A 15,087-nucleotide genomic window follows, 5' to 3' on the forward strand; every position below is an offset into this window, starting at 1 on the left:
TTTGTCTCTCCCCCCCCCCCCCCCCCCCCCCCCCCCCCCCCCCCCCCTACCCCCCCCCCCCCCCCCCCCCCCCCCCCCCCCCCCCCCGCCGTTGGTGCTTCTCATCCTTCTCTTATGCCGCCCTTATCCGTTCATCACGGTGCGTACTTAGCTTCACGCACATGTTCTTCACCTACCTGAGGCGCGAGCTGCGCCGCCGCAGAAAAGCGGCCCTCGTCGTGGCCTCCGGGCTCGCGCTCGGTATCGCGCTTGTCATCGTCGTCAACTCCGTGTCGTCCGGCATGGAGCAGGCGCAGGGCAAGGTCCTCCAGTCGCTCTACGGGCTCGGCACGGACATGACCGTCACCAAGGCGGCCACCCCGGCCAAGGACGGCAGCGGCCCGACCGGGGGACGTCCGCGGTTCAAGTTCGACGCGACGGACGGCGAAGACACGGACGGCGAGGACGGCAAGGAGCAGAGCAGCGACCGCGTCATGGTGCAGGGCTTTCAGACGCTGTCCTCGACCACCGTCGCGAAGGTGGACGGCCAGAACGGTGTCGCCGACGCCGTCGGCGGGCTGAGCCTGCAGGTCATGAAGGTCAACGGGCAGTTCGAGCGCGGGCAGTTCGAGCAGACGCCGGGCTCCGCCGGCAAGGGCGAGGGGCAGGCGCCCGGCGGTGGCGGCGATCAGCAGGAAGGGCGGGTGCGCGGCGGCGGCGCCGACTTCGACGTCGACTCCTACAGCGTCTACGGGACCGATGTCAGCAAGCTCGACCTGGGCCCGCTGACCTCCTCCAGGATCAGCAAGGGGCGTACGTTCACGGGGAAGGAGTCCGACGCCAAGGTGGCCGTCGCCGACGCCTCGTACGCCAAGGAGAAGAAGCTCTCCGTGGGCGACACCGTCACGATCTCCGGCACCAAGATCAAGGTCGTAGGCATCGCGACGCCCGACAGCGGGGACGCGGCGGCCGATCTCTACCTCCCGCTGAAGCGCGCGCAGACCCTCGCCGACTCGAAGAACAAGATCACGACGGTGTACGTCAAGGCCGCGGACTCGCAGCGGATCGACGCCGTCAAGAGCGCCATCCAGAAGAACGTCTCCGGTACGACCGTGACCACGTCGGCCGACCTCGCCGACACCGTCTCCGGTTCGCTCTCCACCGCGTCCGACCTCGCCTCCAGCGTCGGCAAGTGGCTCTCCACAGCCGTGCTCGTCGCGGCCTTCCTGGTCGCGGGCCTGCTCACGTCGTCGGCGGTCAGCCGTCGCGTACGGGAGTTCGGCACCCTCAAGGCGCTCGGCTGGAAGAGCGGCCGTGTGACCCGGCAGGTCATCGGCGAGGCAGTCGTCAACGGTCTGGTGGGCGGCGTGCTCGGCATCGCGGTCGGCCTCGGCGGCGCGTACGTGGTGACGGCGATCAGCCCCACCCTGACGGCGGAACTCGGCTCGGCCGGCGGGCAGTCGGGCGGCGGCATGGGTGGCGGCGGCATGGGCGGCGGACCCGGCGGTGGCGGCCCCGGCGGCGCCCTGCGCGAGTCCGCGTCGAAGGCCCTCGACATCTCGCTGACCGCGCCGGTCAGCGCCACGACCATCGTGCTCGCCGTCGGCCTCGCCGTGGCCGGTGGCCTCATCGCGGGCGCCTTCGGCGGCTGGCGCGCCTCGCGGCTGCGGCCCGCGGACGCCCTGCGCCGCGTCGAGTAGGCGGCTTCAGCGACCGCCGCGCGTCGAGCGGGCGGCCACAGCGCCCGCCGCTCACGCCGCCAACCCCCTTACGTATCGCAGGAGTCCCACCATGTATCAGCTCAAAGGCGTCACGAAGCAGTACCGCAGGGGCAAGGAGACCGTCGACGCGCTCGCCGGAGTCGATCTGGCCATCGGCGACGGCGACCGCCTCGTCATCCAGGGTCCGACGGGCGGCGGCAAGTCCACGCTCCTTCAGATGCTCGGCGGGCTCGACCGGCCGACGTCCGGCAGCGTCGAACTCGACGGCGTCGACCTGGCCGCGCTGCCCGAGGCACGGCTCACCAAGGTCCGCGCCGAGTCGATCGGCTTCGTCTTCCAGTCCTTCAACCTCATCCCCACGCTCAGCGCCCAGGAGAACGTCGAGACGGCGCTCGTACCGCTGGGCCTGCGCGCGGCCGACCGCCGCGAACGCGCTGCCGACGCCCTCGCGTCCGTGGGCCTCGGCGAACGCCTCAGCCATCTGCCCGCCGAGCTCTCCGGCGGCCAGCAGCAGCGCGTCGCCATCGCCCGCGCCCTGGTCAAGCGGCCCAAGGTGCTGCTCGCCGACGAGCCGACCGGCAACCTCGACGAGTCGATGCGCGACGAGATCATGGAGCTGCTCGAAGGGCTCTGGAAGGAGCACGGCCTGACCTTCGTGATGGTCACGCACGACAGCGCGATCGCCCGGAAGGCCCCGCGCCTCGCGACGATCAGGCGCGGGCAGATCAAGGTCACGGAGCAGGCCGCTCAAGGTCATTGAGCGGGGCCGCTCTAGGCCACGGAGCGGGCCGCCCAATGGCCGGATAGCCGGATAGGCGGATAACTAAAACCAAATAACCAACTCGTCACTTCTGACGCACTATTGAGCAGATGTTCGACCCTGGGCAATACTTCCCCGTCCAGGGGCGAGAGCCCCTTGAAACCTCCAGGGGGAGACTTGCGCAGAAAAGTGAAGAGAGCCTACGGGGCCACGATCGCCACAGCGGCGGCCGTGGCCCTCGCAGCGGGCATGACCAGCCCGGCGTCGGCGGCGAAGCAGTCGCCCGACGCCACTGCGGCAGCCGCACAGGCGGCGGGCCTCAAGAGCGCCGAACAGAGCACGCACCGCATCACCCTCATCACCGGCGACCGTGTCACCGCCGACTCCAAGGGCCGCGTCACCGCCTTCGAGCGGGCCAAGGGGCGGGAGCGGATACCCGTACTGACGAAGCGCGTCGGCGGTCACACACTCGTGATCCCGGCCGACGCGCAGCGCCTGATAGCCACCGGCAAGCTCGATCAGCGCCTGTTCGACATCACCGAGTTGAGCAAGAAGGACAACCGCAAGGCCCAGAAGAAGGGCCTCAAGCTCATCGTCGGTTACAAGGGAGCAGCGGCCGCCGGGGCCAGGTCCGATGTGCGCGCCGCGGGTGACACCACGGTCCGCAGGTCCCTGAAGTCCCTGAACGCCGACGCCATCACCACCCCGAAGCAGGACGCCACCGACCTGTGGTCGGCGCTCGTCGCCGAGAAGGGCGGCGCCACCGCGTCCGGCGTCAGCCGCGTCTGGCTGGACGGCGTCCGCAAGGCGAGCCTCGACAAGAGCGTCCGGCAGATCGGCGCCGACAAGGCGTGGGCGGCCGGGTTCGACGGCAAGGGCGTCAAGGTCGCCGTCCTGGACACCGGCGTCGACGCCACGCACGCCGACCTCAAGGACCAGGTCGTCGGCGCGAAGAACTTCACGCCGGCGGCGGACGCCACGGACCACTACGGTCACGGCACGCACGTCGCCTCCATCACGGCGGGCACCGGCGCGAAGTCGGGCGGCAAGTTCAAGGGCGTGGCGCCCGGCGCCAAGCTCCTGAACGGCAAGGTCCTCGACGACACCGGCTCCGGTGAGGACTCCGGGATCATCGCGGGCATGGAGTGGGCGGCCGACCAGGGCGCCGACATCGTGAACCTGAGCCTCGGCGGCGGCGACACCCCCGGCATCGACCCGCTCGAAGCCGAGGTCAACAAGCTCTCCGCGGACAAGGGCATCCTCTTCGCGATCGCGGCGGGCAACGACGGAGCCCCCGGTTCCGTCGGCTCCCCGGGCAGCGCGGACGCGGCCCTGACCGTCGGCGCGGTCGACGACAACGACAAGCTCGCCGAGTTCTCCAGCCAGGGCCCGCGCGTCGGCGACGGCGCCATCAAGCCCGACGTCACCGCACCCGGCGTGGACATCACCGCCGCCGCGGCCCCCGGCAGCGTCATCGACCAGGAGGTCGGCCAGAACCCCGAGGGCTATCTGACGATCTCCGGTACGTCCATGGCGACGCCGCACGTGGCGGGCGCCGCGGCGCTGCTCAAGCAGCAGCACCCGGACTGGAAGTACGCCGAGCTCAAGGGCGCGCTGACCGCGTCCACCAAGGGCGGCAAGTACACGCCGTTCGAGCAGGGTTCGGGCCGTATCGCCGTCGACAAGGCCATCAAGCAGTCGGTCGTCGCCGAGCCGGTGTCCGTCGGCTTCGAGAGCCAGCAGTGGCCGCACACCGACGACAAGCCGGTCACGAAGAAGGTGACGTACAAGAACCTCGGCAAGGAGGACGTCACCCTCGACCTGTCGGTCACGGGCACCAACCCCAAGGGCGCCGCGGCTCCCGCGGGCTTCTTCAAGCTCGGTGCGAAGACGGTGCAGGTCCCCGCGGGCGGCAAGGCCTCGGTCGACCTGACCACCGACACCAAGCTCGGCGGAACCGTCGACGGCGCGTACTCCGCGTACGTCGTGGCGAGCGGCGGCGGGCAGTCCGTGCGCACGGCGGCCGTGGTCGAGCGCGAGGTCGAGTCGTACGAGCTGACGCTGAAGCACATCGGGCGCGACGGACAGGCCCCGAAGTACTACGACAGCGACCTGGAAGGTCTCTCCGGGCTCGCCGCGCAGAAGTCCTTCAACCCGTACGACGCCTCGGGCACGGTCAAGATCCGTGTGCCCAAGGGCGGTTACTTGCTCAACACCAGCATGTACAAGGACCCGAGCGACTTCACCAAGGGCGCCGACTGGCTCGCCCAGCCGAAGCTGAGCATCACCAAGGACACGACGGTGACGCTGGACGCCCGTAAGACGAAGCCGGTCGACATCACGGTCCCGTCGGCGGACGCCAAGCCGTTCTTCGCCTCACCCGACTACACGGTCGAGACGGACTACGGCAGCTACGGATTCGGCTGGTGGCTGGACGCGTACACCGACTTCCGGACCGCGCACCTGGGCCCGCAGGTCACCGACGGCTCACTGCACCAGCAGTGGGACGGTCACTGGGTCAAGGGTGACGACGCCGAGTACAACACCGTGGCCGGAGGCAAGGTCAAGCAGGTCGCGACCGGCTACACCAAGCACTACAAGGCATCCGACCTCGCCACGGTGAAGGCGAACCTGGGCGCGGCGGCCAAGGACAAGAAGGGCACGATCGGCGCCCTGGGCTACCTCCCCGGCAGTTCGGGCGGCTCCTCGATCAACATCCCCCAGGCGCTGCCCGGCACCCGGACGATGTACCTGTCCACGGCCGACAACGTGAAGTGGGGCCTGGACTTCGAGCAGCAGGCCGGGGTCGACCCGGACGGCTGGCCGATCGTCGACGCGGCCTACACGCTGGGCGCCGCGCAGAAGTTCACGGGCGGCAAGAGCTACGAGAAGACGTTCAACACCGCCGTCTTCGGCCCCCGCGTCGGTGGCGAGTACGGCGTCACCCGGCAGGGCAACGAGATCGGCGGCTATCTGCCGCTGTTCGCCGACGGCAAGACGCACGCGGGCTCCTCGCTCTTCTCGTCGGTGAAGACGACCCTCTACAAGGGCGCCACCAAGATCGGCGAGAACGACGACCCGCTGCTCGGCGGGGCCACGTTCAAGGTCCCGGCGGCCGACGCCGAGTACAAGCTGTCGACGTCCGTGAAGCGCAGCGTCAAGGTGGCGGCCGCCTCCACCCGCATCGACGCGAGCTGGACGTTCCGCTCCAAGAAGGCCGACAACGCGAAGCTGCCGGTCTCCACGGCGCGGTTCGCCGCGGCGGTCGACCTGGGCAGCAAGGCCAAGGCCGGTGCGACCCAGTCCGTGCCGGTGACCGTGCAGGGCGCGGCCGCGGGCGCGAACCTCAAGTCCCTTGCCACGTACGTCTCGTACGACTACGGCCAGACCTGGAAGAAGGTCACCGTCAGCGGCGGCAAGATCAAGGTCAAGAACCCGGCCGCGGGCAAGGCGATCTCCTTCCACGCCAAGATCACGGACAAGAAGGGGAACAAGTCGACGCTGTCGATCTACAACGCGTACTACGGCAAGTAGACCGCTACGGCGGATGAGCTAGCCGTTGACTCCGGGCGCGGCGCCGAAAGGGCTGTCGATCACGTATCGCCAGTGTCCGTCGGCGCCGCGCCTCGCCATGTCCGTGGCGGTGGACCTGCCGTATCCGCCGTATCCGCCGTGACGCCTCAGCGAGGCGTCGCTCCGGCGCGCGTCGCGTCCGCGCCCCAGCTGGCGAGCAGCCGCAGTGCCTCGGCCGACGACGAATCCGGCTCCGCGTGGTACGTCACCAGTGACTGATCGTGATCCTCGGGCAGGTGCAGCGTCTCGAACGACAGGGTGAGATCGCCCACCAGGGAGTGGTGGAGACGCTTGACGCCGTGACCCTTCTCCCGCACGTCATGCGTCGCCCACAGGGTCCGGAACTCCTCGCTCTTCACGGAGAGCTCACCCACGAGCGCGGAGAGCAGCGGATCGTTCGGGAAGCAGCCCGCGTCCATCCGCAGGAAGCTCACGATGTCCGACGCCTTCTGCTCCCAGTCCCGGAACAGGACGCGGGACTCGGGGTGCAGGAAACAGATCCGCGCCCAGTTCCGCTCCTCGGGCGGCAGCGCGCCCCAGTCACCGAAGAGGGCGGCGGCCATGCGGTTCCAGCCGAGGATGTCCGAGCGACGGCCGACCGCGTAGGCGGGGACGCCGTCCATCGCGTCCATGAGCTGGCGCAGCGCGGGGCGCAGGTGCTGCGGGCGGGCCGCGCGCTTCTTCTTGTGCTGCTTGGGCTTGGCCAGATGCGTCAGATGCGCGTGCTCGGCGTCCGTCAGGCGCAGGGCGCGGGCGATCGCGTCAAGGACCTCGCCCGATACGTTGCGGCCGTTGCCCTGCTCAAGACGGGTGTAGTACGCGACGGACACCCCGGCGAGCTGCGCGAGCTCCTCGCGCCGCAGCCCCGGCACGCGCCGATGCCGACCGAAGTTCGGCAGCCCGACGTCCTCCGGCTGCAGCCGGGCCCTGCGGGTGCGCAGGAACTCGCTGAGCTCGGCGCGGCTGTCGAGGGCGGGCTCGGGGGTGGGTTCGGGAGCGGGCTTCGTGGTGGGCTCCGTGGTGGGGGAGTGCGGGGGCGGCTCGGCATCCATACATTCCAGTATCCGGGGTCGTACGCATATGAGCCTGTCCCCACCAGTAGTAGGACCACTGGACGTAGGCAGAGCTGTGACCTGGGTAGATGTCCGCGAGCCTGGCACGGTGGAGTACATGACCGCACAGACCAGCACCACCACCGTTACCGCCTTCGCCGTACCCTCCGCCAAGGCCCCCCTGGAGCGGACCACCATCCCGCGCCGCCCGGTGGGCGAGACCGACGTACTGATCGACATCAAGTACGCCGGTATCTGTCACTCGGACATCCACCAGGCCCGCGACGGCTGGGGTGAGGGCATCTTCCCGATGGTCCCGGGCCACGAGATCGCCGGTGTCGTCACCGAGGTCGGCTCCGCCGTCACCAAGTTCTCCGTCGGCGACCGCGTCGGCGTCGGCTGCATGGTCGACTCCTGCCGCGAGTGCGAGAACTGCAAGGCAGGCCTTGAGCAGTACTGCGCGAAGGGCAACATCCAGACGTACAACGCCCTCGACAAGAACGGCGAGCCCACCTACGGCGGCTACTCCACGCACGTCGTCGTGGACGAGGCGTTCACCGTCCGCATCCCCGACGCCCTCTCCCTGGACGTCGCCGCGCCGCTCCTGTGCGCGGGCATCACCACGTACTCCCCGCTCCACCGCTGGCAGGCGGGCCCCGGCAAGAAGGTCGCCGTCGTCGGCCTCGGCGGGCTCGGCCACATGGGCGTCAAGATCGCCCACGCCATGGGCGCCGAGGTCACCGTGCTCTCGCAGTCCCTGCGCAAGAAGGACGACGGTCTGCGCCTCGGCGCCGACCACTACTACGCGACCAGCGACGAGGCCACCTTCGAGCAGCTCGCGGGCTCCTTCGACCTGATCCTCTCGACCGTCTCCGCGCCGCTGCCCCTGGACAAGTACCTGGGCCTGCTGCGTCCGGAAGGCGCCTTCGTGAACGTCGGCGCCCCCGAGGAGCCCGTCTCCCTCAACCTCTTCTCCGTGATCGGCGGCGGCAAGACCCTCGCGGGATCCATGATCGGCGGCATCAAGGAGACCCAGGAGATGCTGGACTTCTGCGCCGAGCACGGCCTGGGCTCGGAGATCGAGCTGATCGACGCCGACCAGATCAACGAGGCGTACGAGCGCGTCCTCGCCAGCGACGTGCGCTACCGCTTCGTGATCGACACGGCCACGATCTGATTCACCCCGCCACGACCTGATCGGCACCGCCCCCACCAGGGCGTGTGGACCAGGACGTGACCGCCGTCGCTGCCGTCGCCCCGCTGCCCCGAAAGGGACAGCGGGGCGACGGCGTTTGCGCGCTCTGGTCCGGGTGGCCGGAAATCGTCTCGGCCCGCGGTCCTAGTCCGCATTGCGCACCAGGTGGGGGGCCGTGTGACCGATGTCGGACGCGCGGCCCCTGCCTAGTGTGGTGGACGTCAGCACGGGGGCACTTCAGATGCAGGAACCGACGCAGGAACCGACGCAGAAATCGACGCAGGAACCGACGCAGGAAGAGGTCGCACGATGTCCATCGCGCTCAACCACACCATCGTCACCGCCAAGGACAAGAAGGCGTCGGCTCAGTTCCTCGCCGACATCCTCGGCCTCGAAGTGAGCCCTCCGTTCGGCCCGTTCATCCCCGTCGTGATCCCCAACGGCGTCACGCTGGACTACGCCGACAGCGACGGCGGGGCGATCACCTCTCAGCACTACGCCTTCCTGGTGTCCGAGGACGAGTTCGACGGCATCTTCGGCCGCATCAAGGACGCGGGCCTCACCCACTGGGCCGACCCGCACCACAAGACCGTCAACGAGATCAACACCAACGACGGCGGCCGGGGCACGTACTTCGAGGACCCGAACGGCCACAACCTGGAGATCTTCACCAAGCCGTACGGCAGCGGAAGCTAGCCCGCGTCCTCTGTTCTCCCGGCTCTCCCCGATCCCGCCGCCTCCGCCGCCTCCGCCTTCTCCGTCAGGAAGTCGAGCACGAGCGGCGTCGCGACCTGTGCGAACTCCTCGAAGTACGCATGCCGCGCACCGGGGATGAGCCGCATCCGCGCCCCGGGGATACGTTCCGTGAGCAGGGGCGCGTTGGCGGTCGGGTTGAACGCGTCGTCGGTTCCGTGCACGACGAGTGTCGGCGCCGTGATCCGCGGCAGCGCGTCCCAGGAGTCGTGCCGGGCGCTGGCGCGCAGATGGCGCCGGCGTGCGTGCGGGGGCATGGACGGATCGCCGAGGGTGTGGAACACGGGCTTCTCGGAAGCACGCTCCCGCTCGGCGATCCAGTCCGGGGTGTACATCAACTCCAGCAGGGCGCGGCGCGCGGCCGCCGCGTCGGGCTGACCGAGGGCGCCGCGCACCTCGGGCCCGCGCTCGATGCCGTGCGGCGCCCCCGGGGACGTACAACCGAGTACGAGCCGGTCGACCCGCTCCGGATGGTCGGCGGCGACCCACTGGGCGACACGGCCGCCCATCGACGTGCCGTACACATGGGCGCGCTCGATCCCCGCGTGATCGAGGACGGCGACGACGTCGCGGGCGAAGCCGGGCGTGCTGTAGCTGTCGGTGTCGGGGCATCCGCTCTCGCCGGTGCCGCGCCAGTCGAGTACGACGGTCCGGTACGCGGCGGAGAAGTCGTCCCGCACCGGATCCCACCAGCGGCGGCTGTTGGACTGCCCGCTGAGCAGGACGAGGGGGCGGCCGGAGCCGTGGACTTCGTAGTGCAGGGCGGTGCCGTCGGCGGCTTCAGCGAGGGGCATGGGGTGAACGGTAGCCACCTGACCTCCTCGCTAGGGTGCCGGGATGATCGTGACACCCGAGGACTTCGCCGCCAGCACCGTCCAGCGGGAGGGCGAGCGCGGCCGGTCGTGGCTGGCGTCCCTGCCGGAACTGGCCGAGGAACTGCTCGACCGCTGGGGCTGCGTGCCGTCGGCGCCGGTCACGCACGGGCAGGTCGGCATCGTCATTCCGGTCCTGCGTCGGCACGACGGGCTGCCCGCCGTCCTGAAGATCTCTTTCCCGCACCCCGGCAACGTCCACGAGCCGGACGCCTTCACCGTGTGGGAGGGGCGGGGCGCGGTCCGCCTGCACGAGCGGGACGACCCACGGTTCGCGATGCTCCTCGAGCAGGCGGGTCCTGGCTCGCTCGCCGACGAGCCGGACGCCGAGAAGGCGTTGACGGCCGCGGGCCGACTCGCCAGGCGCCTTGCCGTACCGGCGCCCGCCGAACTGCCCAGGGTGAGCGCGCTGTGCGGCGAGTGGGAACGTGAACTACGGGACGGTGCAGCGCAGTTGGGATCGCCGTTGGCCTCGCGCCTGATCGAGGCCGCGATCGGCACGCTGCGGGAACTGGGACCCGACCAGCCGGACACCCTCATCCACGGCGACCTGCACGTCGGCAACGTCCTGCGGGGGGAACGCGAACCCTGGCTCGCCATCGACCCCAAGGGGTACGCGGGCGACCCGGCATACGACTCGATCACGCTGCTCCACCACCGCTTCGAGGAGCTGCTCGCCGCCAACGACGCGAAGGCCGCCGTCCTGCGCCGCCTCGCCGTCTTCGCGGACGCCGCCGAGGTCGACCGGGAGCGGGCCCGGCGGTGGACTCAGGCCCGGGCGGTGACCATGGCGCACTGGGGCCGGCTGCACGGTGACCCGCAGTGGCGGATCCTGGCGGCGGACGGCTTGGCGGAGGCGCTCGCGTAAGGAAGTCATGGTGTGGGCCCTGATTTTCGCCGGGGGCGGAACGCTGATCCCTTCCGGTGGGCCGGGCGGCTCATACCCTGAGAGGGTGAGCAGCCAAGAGCAGAACCCTGAGGGAAGTCCCGAGACCGCGCGGGCAGTCGAGCGGGGGGCTCGCGTCATCCCCCTGCGCCCGCGCTCGCTCCAGGCGCATGCGGCCCCGGTGCGCACAACTCCCGTGCCCCCGGCCTCCCCAGCGGCGAAAGAACCGCTGTGGCGGGACATCGTCGGTGACGTGCTGCGCCGCGAGCGCCTCGCCCAGGAACGTACGCTCAAGGACGTGGCGGAGGCCGCCCGCATCTCGATGCCGTACCTCTCCGAGGTGGAGCGCGGCCGCAAGGAGGCCTCGTCCGAGGTCCTCGCGGCCGGCGCCCGTGCTCTCGGCCTCAGCCTGGCGGACCTTCTCTCCCTGGCGCAGGGCGAGTTGATCCGCCAGGCGCAGCCGACGCGACCGCGACCGCGTCAGGGAGACATCCGCCTCGCCGCTTGAGGGTTCAGGCCGCCGCCGCGAGCATCCGCCGGCTGAGCACCTCGTCGGCGAGCCCGTACGCCACCGCGTCCTGCGCGGTGAACACCTTGTCGCGGTCCATGTCCGCGCGCAGGGTGGCGATGTCGTGCCCCGAGTGCCGGGAAAGGACCTCCTCCACCTGTGAGCGGATCCGCACCATCTCCTTGGCCTGGAGGGTGAGGTCGGAGACCGTCCCCTGCTGCCCGCCGCTTGCGGGCTGCCCGAGCAGGACGCGCGAGTGTTCGAGCACGAACCGCCGCCCCGGATCGCCACCGGCGAGCAGCACGGCGGCGGTGGAAGCGGCCTGGCCCACGCAGAACGTGGAGATCGGGGCGCTGATGAAGCTCATGGTGTCGTAGATGGCCATGAGCGAAGTGAAGGAGCCGCCGGGGGAGTTGATGTAGACGGCGACTTCGCGCTCGGGGTTGGACGACTCCAGGTGGAGCAACTGGGCGATGACGACATTGGCGACCCCGTCGTCGATCTCGGTCCCGAGGAAGATGATCCGCTCCGAGAGCAGCCTGCTGTAGACGTCGTAGGCGCGCTCGCCGCCCTGCGGGGTGCGCTCGATGACGGTCGGAATCGTGTACTGGCTCATGTCAGACCCCCAGTCCCATCCGCGGCTTGGCCGAGGCGGGCCGCACATCGGTCAGCGAATCGAGCACCCGGTCGACCATCCCGTACTCCTTGGCCTGCTCGGCGGTGAACCACCGGTCGCGGTCACCGTCCCGCGAGATGACGTCCTCGGTCTGTCCGGTGTGCTCCGCGGTGATCCGCTCGACGGCCTTCTTCGTGAACTCCAGGTTCTCGGCCTGGATCGCGATGTCGGCGGTGGACCCGCCGATACCGGCGGAGGGCTGGTGCATCATGATCCGGGCGTTGGGCAGGGCGTACCGCTTCCCCGCGGTCCCGACGGTCAGCAGGAACTGCCCCATGCTCGCGGCGAACCCCATGGCAAGGGTCGACACGTCGTTCGGGATCAGCCGCATGGTGTCGTAGATGGCGAGTCCCGCGGTGACGGACCCGCCGGGGCTGTTGATGTAGAGACTGATGTCGGTCCGCGGGTCCTCGGCGGAGAGAAGCAGCATCTGCGCGCAGACACGGTTCGCGGAGACCTCGTCGACCTGGGTGCCGAGGAAGACGATCCGCTGGGTCAGCAACTGCGCGGCCAGATGATCGTCGAACCGCGACGAGGGCGTCTCGCCCTCGGAGGCCCGCGGTCCCCGCGCGGCGAAGGCGGGCTCCAAGCCGTTGGCGATGGATGGCATCGGTCGTCCTCCTGACGGTGGGAGCGGCGCACCTGCGCGCCGCTGTCCTGTCCCACCACCTTCGGGCCGCCACGCTCACCGGGTAAGGGTTCTTTGCCTGCGGCAGATTCGCTGACGGCAGAGGGGCCCTACGGGGTCAGAGACCGCCTGGATACCCGGAGAGCCAGTCGGCATGCAGGCCACGGAGCCGGTCCCGCTCCTCGGACGTCGTCAGGATGACGTCCGCGCCACCGTCGTAGGGATGGTGGATGCGCGAAAGCTCCGTGTCGGTGACGAAGACCCCCGCCAGCACCTCGTCCGCGACGGCTCGCAGCAGCGTGTCGACGCAACCGCGCTCCCAGGAGCGTCGGTCGGCGTACAGGTGCGTCTCTGTGTGGAACTCGGGATCGGGGTCGTCATGGTCCTGCCGAGTCCACCAGCCGACGCTGCCGGGGTGGAGCAACTCGCGCTCGGCCGGGACGCACGGCTCGCCCGGTGCCGACCAGTCCATGGTCACCACGAACACGACCGCGCCCGCGAAGAGTTCGTCGAGGACGGTGTTGTACCGCTCCAGCGCGGTCGCGTACTCGGCCTCGGACTCCGGATAGCGCTTGGACCCGGGAAGGCTGTGAAACCGCACCCACCGGTCGGCATACGCGCCGCGAAAGGTGTGAGCGACGGGAGGACACGAGGCCCGCCGTTCCCGCCACAGCAGCGACAGCAGAGAGGCGAATTCGGGGCTCATTGCTCGGGAGCATATGCGGTTCTCTCACATCTTGCTCAGGAGATCTACCGGCGGCCCGTTCCCACCCGGGCCCGGCTACTGGTGACGTCGGCCGTTCCTCGCGGTAGGCCGGTACCAGCGGATGCGGTACCGCGTGCGTGAGGGACTGGAGACCATCTTCAGCAGGGAGGGCGCGATGGGCGTCACAGGAGTGGTAAGCGTGGCTAGCGCGTTGGCGGCTGTTGTTGCGGTGGTGCTGTCCATTCGGCAGATGCGGCTGGTGTCACGCCAGAGTCTGCTTCCCGTGGTCCTGGAAGCATTCCGGGAGGCCCGTAGCCCCGAGTGGTTCGAAGCGCGTGACTTCATCTACGAGCGGCTGGTCGTTGAATTCCCGCCCGACCTGGGTGTGTCACAGCAACCGCCACAAGCCCGCGCAGCCCTACGAAAGGTCGGGTTCCTCTTCGACAACTTCGGCCTGCTCATCGCCCACGGGGCGGTGCCGGAAGAACTCGTCGTTGGCTTCTTCGGCTCTCTCGATGAGTTCTGGAACATCATGGAGCCCTACATCCGCAAAGAGGCTGAGCTCAGAGGTATGGGATACATGGTCTTCTTCGAGGATCTGGTCGTTCGATCCCGGTCTCGCAGGGCTGATGACATCCGAGAGTCCCTCGGCCTCCACACGATCAACACCGGCTACTGATCTCCCCTCCGGCAGAGAGGCGCCCATCGGGCGGGGCCGGCGAAGTGAGGCCTCGCCAGCCCCGCCCTGGTCTACGTCGGCGGGCCCGCCTCACCCACCGCAGGATCAGTGATCGTGGCACTGAAGAACTGAAACGCCGACAGCTCGAAACCGGTATGGCGCGTCATGCCCGCGTGCCTGAGGCACCACAACTGAGCTTCATCCGGATCGGCCCTGTCCACCGAGTGCTCACTACAGACGAGGCACTTGCCTACATGGCTCACAGCCGCCGAGGGCATGGCCGCCAGAGTCCATTCGAGAGGCAAGTAGCGGCCCCGTGGCAAGCCGCCCTCACTCATCCGAACATCCCGCCGGAGACTGCGTTCCCTCGTCGTCGCCGTCGTCCACCTCGGGGTGAGCGAATGAGGACAAGCGATCTCCTCGGCTCTCTGCGATCCGGTGAACCTCCCGGAGCGACTCAGTCAACCGGGCAGCCATGAAGCGGAGTTCCTCAGGCGTCGCCTTGAAGTCAGCGAGTGTGTCTGCCACGTGCCCGAGAAGATCACCCGCCATGCCCAGTTGCACGCTCTCGATGTTGTCGGCCATCCGCGACATGAAGCCCGTGCCGGTGCCCACGAGAATGCAGGGCTTGCCTTCCGGCGTCGACCACGGCAGCAACCGAGTCTGATTCGTCATGTCGTCACCTCCATCCCATGGATCAAGCGTGGGTCGATGTCCACGCCGTGCAGAGCCAGCCACAGCTCACGCCGCCGTACCTTCTGTCGACGCTCTTCCTGCCGCCGCTCGAAGGTGCCGAGGTACGGGCAAACCAGGCCGATGTCCTCACCACGCAGGACGGGCACGCGCGGCAGAGGCCGGTACGGCGTATAGATGGGCGGTCCGGGCGAGGCCGGTTCGGGGAGTCGGTGGCACCCCGCAGAGGGGAACAGGAGCCATGACAACGGCTCGAAAATTCGGGCGATACAGTCCGGCATGTCGGCGCTCCAATCAGCGTTGGCCATGCCCCGGGGCCGGTCGCGCGGTCGCCGGGGTCTGTCGCGCCATCCTTGTCGCGTGACGTGCACTGCCGGGAGTTGACAGCCGTTGACAGCTACTCTGG

General features: G+C 69.4%; 16 protein-coding genes and 1 pseudogene. 8 read left to right on the forward strand and 9 right to left on the reverse strand.

Features of this window, described 5'->3' with window-relative positions; genetic code table 11:
* The first annotated feature begins 161 nt into the window (after nucleotides 1-161).
* From ACZ5CR_RS14055 to ACZ5CR_RS14065, 3 genes are all read left to right on the forward strand, one after another.
* Nucleotides 162-1,679, forward strand: a complete 1,518-nt coding sequence (locus ACZ5CR_RS14055) for an ABC transporter permease (RefSeq protein WP_468857196.1) — start codon at nucleotides 162-164, stop codon at nucleotides 1,677-1,679.
* A gap of 91 nt (nucleotides 1,680-1,770) precedes the next feature.
* Nucleotides 1,771-2,460 carry an ABC transporter ATP-binding protein gene (locus ACZ5CR_RS14060; RefSeq protein WP_468857198.1) on the forward strand — a complete coding sequence of 230 codons (690 nt, stop codon included), beginning with the start codon at nucleotides 1,771-1,773 and terminating at the stop codon, nucleotides 2,458-2,460.
* A 189-nt stretch (nucleotides 2,461-2,649) separates the two neighbouring features.
* Nucleotides 2,650-5,994, forward strand: a complete 3,345-nt coding sequence (locus ACZ5CR_RS14065) for a S8 family peptidase (protein WP_468857199.1) — start codon at nucleotides 2,650-2,652, stop codon at nucleotides 5,992-5,994.
* Nucleotides 5,995-6,012: 18 nt separating this feature from the next.
* On the opposite strand, the pseudogene ACZ5CR_RS14070 reads toward ACZ5CR_RS14065, so the two are convergent.
* Together ACZ5CR_RS14070 and ACZ5CR_RS14075 are read right to left on the reverse strand one after the other, a co-directional pair.
* Nucleotides 6,013-6,105: pseudogene (locus tag ACZ5CR_RS14070) on the reverse strand (DUF4440 domain-containing protein); the annotation flags it as partial.
* A gap of 35 nt (nucleotides 6,106-6,140) precedes the next feature.
* Entirely contained in the window at nucleotides 6,141-7,085 is a 945-nt protein-coding gene (locus ACZ5CR_RS14075; protein ID WP_468857200.1) for a helix-turn-helix transcriptional regulator, read from the reverse strand.
* A 118-nt stretch (nucleotides 7,086-7,203) separates the two neighbouring features.
* On the opposite strand from ACZ5CR_RS14075, the gene ACZ5CR_RS14080 reads away from it, so the two are divergent.
* On the forward strand, nucleotides 7,204-8,262 hold the full coding sequence (locus ACZ5CR_RS14080) for an NAD(P)-dependent alcohol dehydrogenase (RefSeq protein ID WP_468857202.1): 1,059 nt from the start codon (nucleotides 7,204-7,206) through the stop codon (nucleotides 8,260-8,262).
* Between the two features lie 327 nt (nucleotides 8,263-8,589).
* Nucleotides 8,590-8,976: a VOC family protein gene (locus tag ACZ5CR_RS14085; RefSeq protein WP_468857204.1), complete on the forward strand. Its 387-nt coding sequence runs from the start codon at nucleotides 8,590-8,592 to the stop codon at nucleotides 8,974-8,976.
* On the opposite strand, the gene ACZ5CR_RS14090 is transcribed toward ACZ5CR_RS14085, so the two are convergent.
* Nucleotides 8,973-9,827, reverse strand: a complete 855-nt coding sequence (locus ACZ5CR_RS14090; RefSeq protein WP_468857205.1) for an alpha/beta fold hydrolase — start codon at nucleotides 9,825-9,827, stop codon at nucleotides 8,973-8,975. The genes ACZ5CR_RS14085 and ACZ5CR_RS14090 overlap by 4 nt on opposite strands.
* A 43-nt stretch (nucleotides 9,828-9,870) precedes the next feature.
* Between ACZ5CR_RS14090 and ACZ5CR_RS14095 the strand changes: the two genes are divergently transcribed.
* Nucleotides 9,871-10,773: an aminoglycoside phosphotransferase family protein gene (locus tag ACZ5CR_RS14095; RefSeq protein WP_468857206.1), complete on the forward strand. Its 903-nt coding sequence runs from the start codon at nucleotides 9,871-9,873 to the stop codon at nucleotides 10,771-10,773.
* 85 nt (nucleotides 10,774-10,858) lie between these two features.
* Entirely contained in the window at nucleotides 10,859-11,299 is a 441-nt protein-coding gene (locus tag ACZ5CR_RS14100) for a helix-turn-helix domain-containing protein (RefSeq protein WP_468857208.1), read from the forward strand.
* Nucleotides 11,300-11,303: 4 nt separating this feature from the next.
* Here the strand turns inward: ACZ5CR_RS14100 and ACZ5CR_RS14105 are convergent, their stop codons facing one another.
* The 3 genes from ACZ5CR_RS14105 to ACZ5CR_RS14115 form a co-directional block, all read right to left on the reverse strand.
* The gene (locus tag ACZ5CR_RS14105; RefSeq protein WP_468857209.1) at nucleotides 11,304-11,915 is read right to left on the reverse strand and encodes a ClpP family protease; all 612 of its coding nucleotides are present in this window, start codon (nucleotides 11,913-11,915) and stop codon (nucleotides 11,304-11,306) included.
* A gap of 1 nt (nucleotide 11,916) precedes the next feature.
* The gene (locus tag ACZ5CR_RS14110) at nucleotides 11,917-12,585 is read right to left on the reverse strand and encodes an ATP-dependent Clp protease proteolytic subunit (protein ID WP_468857210.1); all 669 of its coding nucleotides are present in this window, start codon (nucleotides 12,583-12,585) and stop codon (nucleotides 11,917-11,919) included.
* A 136-nt stretch (nucleotides 12,586-12,721) separates the two neighbouring features.
* Nucleotides 12,722-13,309 (reverse strand): DUF3885 domain-containing protein, encoded by a 588-nt coding sequence (locus ACZ5CR_RS14115; RefSeq protein WP_468857212.1) that lies wholly within the window; start codon nucleotides 13,307-13,309, stop codon nucleotides 12,722-12,724.
* Between the two features lie 133 nt (nucleotides 13,310-13,442).
* Here ACZ5CR_RS14115 and ACZ5CR_RS14120 point away from each other — a divergent pair, with 133 nt between their 5' ends.
* Nucleotides 13,443-13,988: a DUF4760 domain-containing protein gene (locus ACZ5CR_RS14120; protein WP_468857213.1), complete on the forward strand. Its 546-nt coding sequence runs from the start codon at nucleotides 13,443-13,445 to the stop codon at nucleotides 13,986-13,988.
* Between the two features lie 71 nt (nucleotides 13,989-14,059).
* Here ACZ5CR_RS14120 and ACZ5CR_RS14125 read toward each other — a convergent pair whose 3' ends face one another.
* Genes ACZ5CR_RS14125 through ACZ5CR_RS14135 form a run of 3 tightly spaced genes read right to left on the reverse strand, consistent with a single transcriptional unit; the run spans nucleotide 14,060 to nucleotide 14,989 of the window.
* On the reverse strand, nucleotides 14,060-14,326 hold the full coding sequence (locus ACZ5CR_RS14125) for a DUF7848 domain-containing protein (RefSeq protein ID WP_468857214.1): 267 nt from the start codon (nucleotides 14,324-14,326) through the stop codon (nucleotides 14,060-14,062).
* Complete coding sequence (locus ACZ5CR_RS14130) at nucleotides 14,319-14,663, reverse strand: hypothetical protein (protein WP_468857216.1); 345 nt, start codon at nucleotides 14,661-14,663, stop codon at nucleotides 14,319-14,321. The genes ACZ5CR_RS14125 and ACZ5CR_RS14130 overlap by 8 nt, the downstream gene beginning before the upstream one ends.
* Complete coding sequence (locus tag ACZ5CR_RS14135) at nucleotides 14,660-14,989, reverse strand: hypothetical protein (protein WP_468857217.1); 330 nt, start codon at nucleotides 14,987-14,989, stop codon at nucleotides 14,660-14,662. Before ACZ5CR_RS14135 ends, ACZ5CR_RS14130 begins: the two co-directional genes overlap by 4 nt.
* Between the last annotated feature and the right edge of the window lie 98 nt (nucleotides 14,990-15,087).

The organism is Streptomyces sp. NPDC031274, assembly GCF_055570235.1.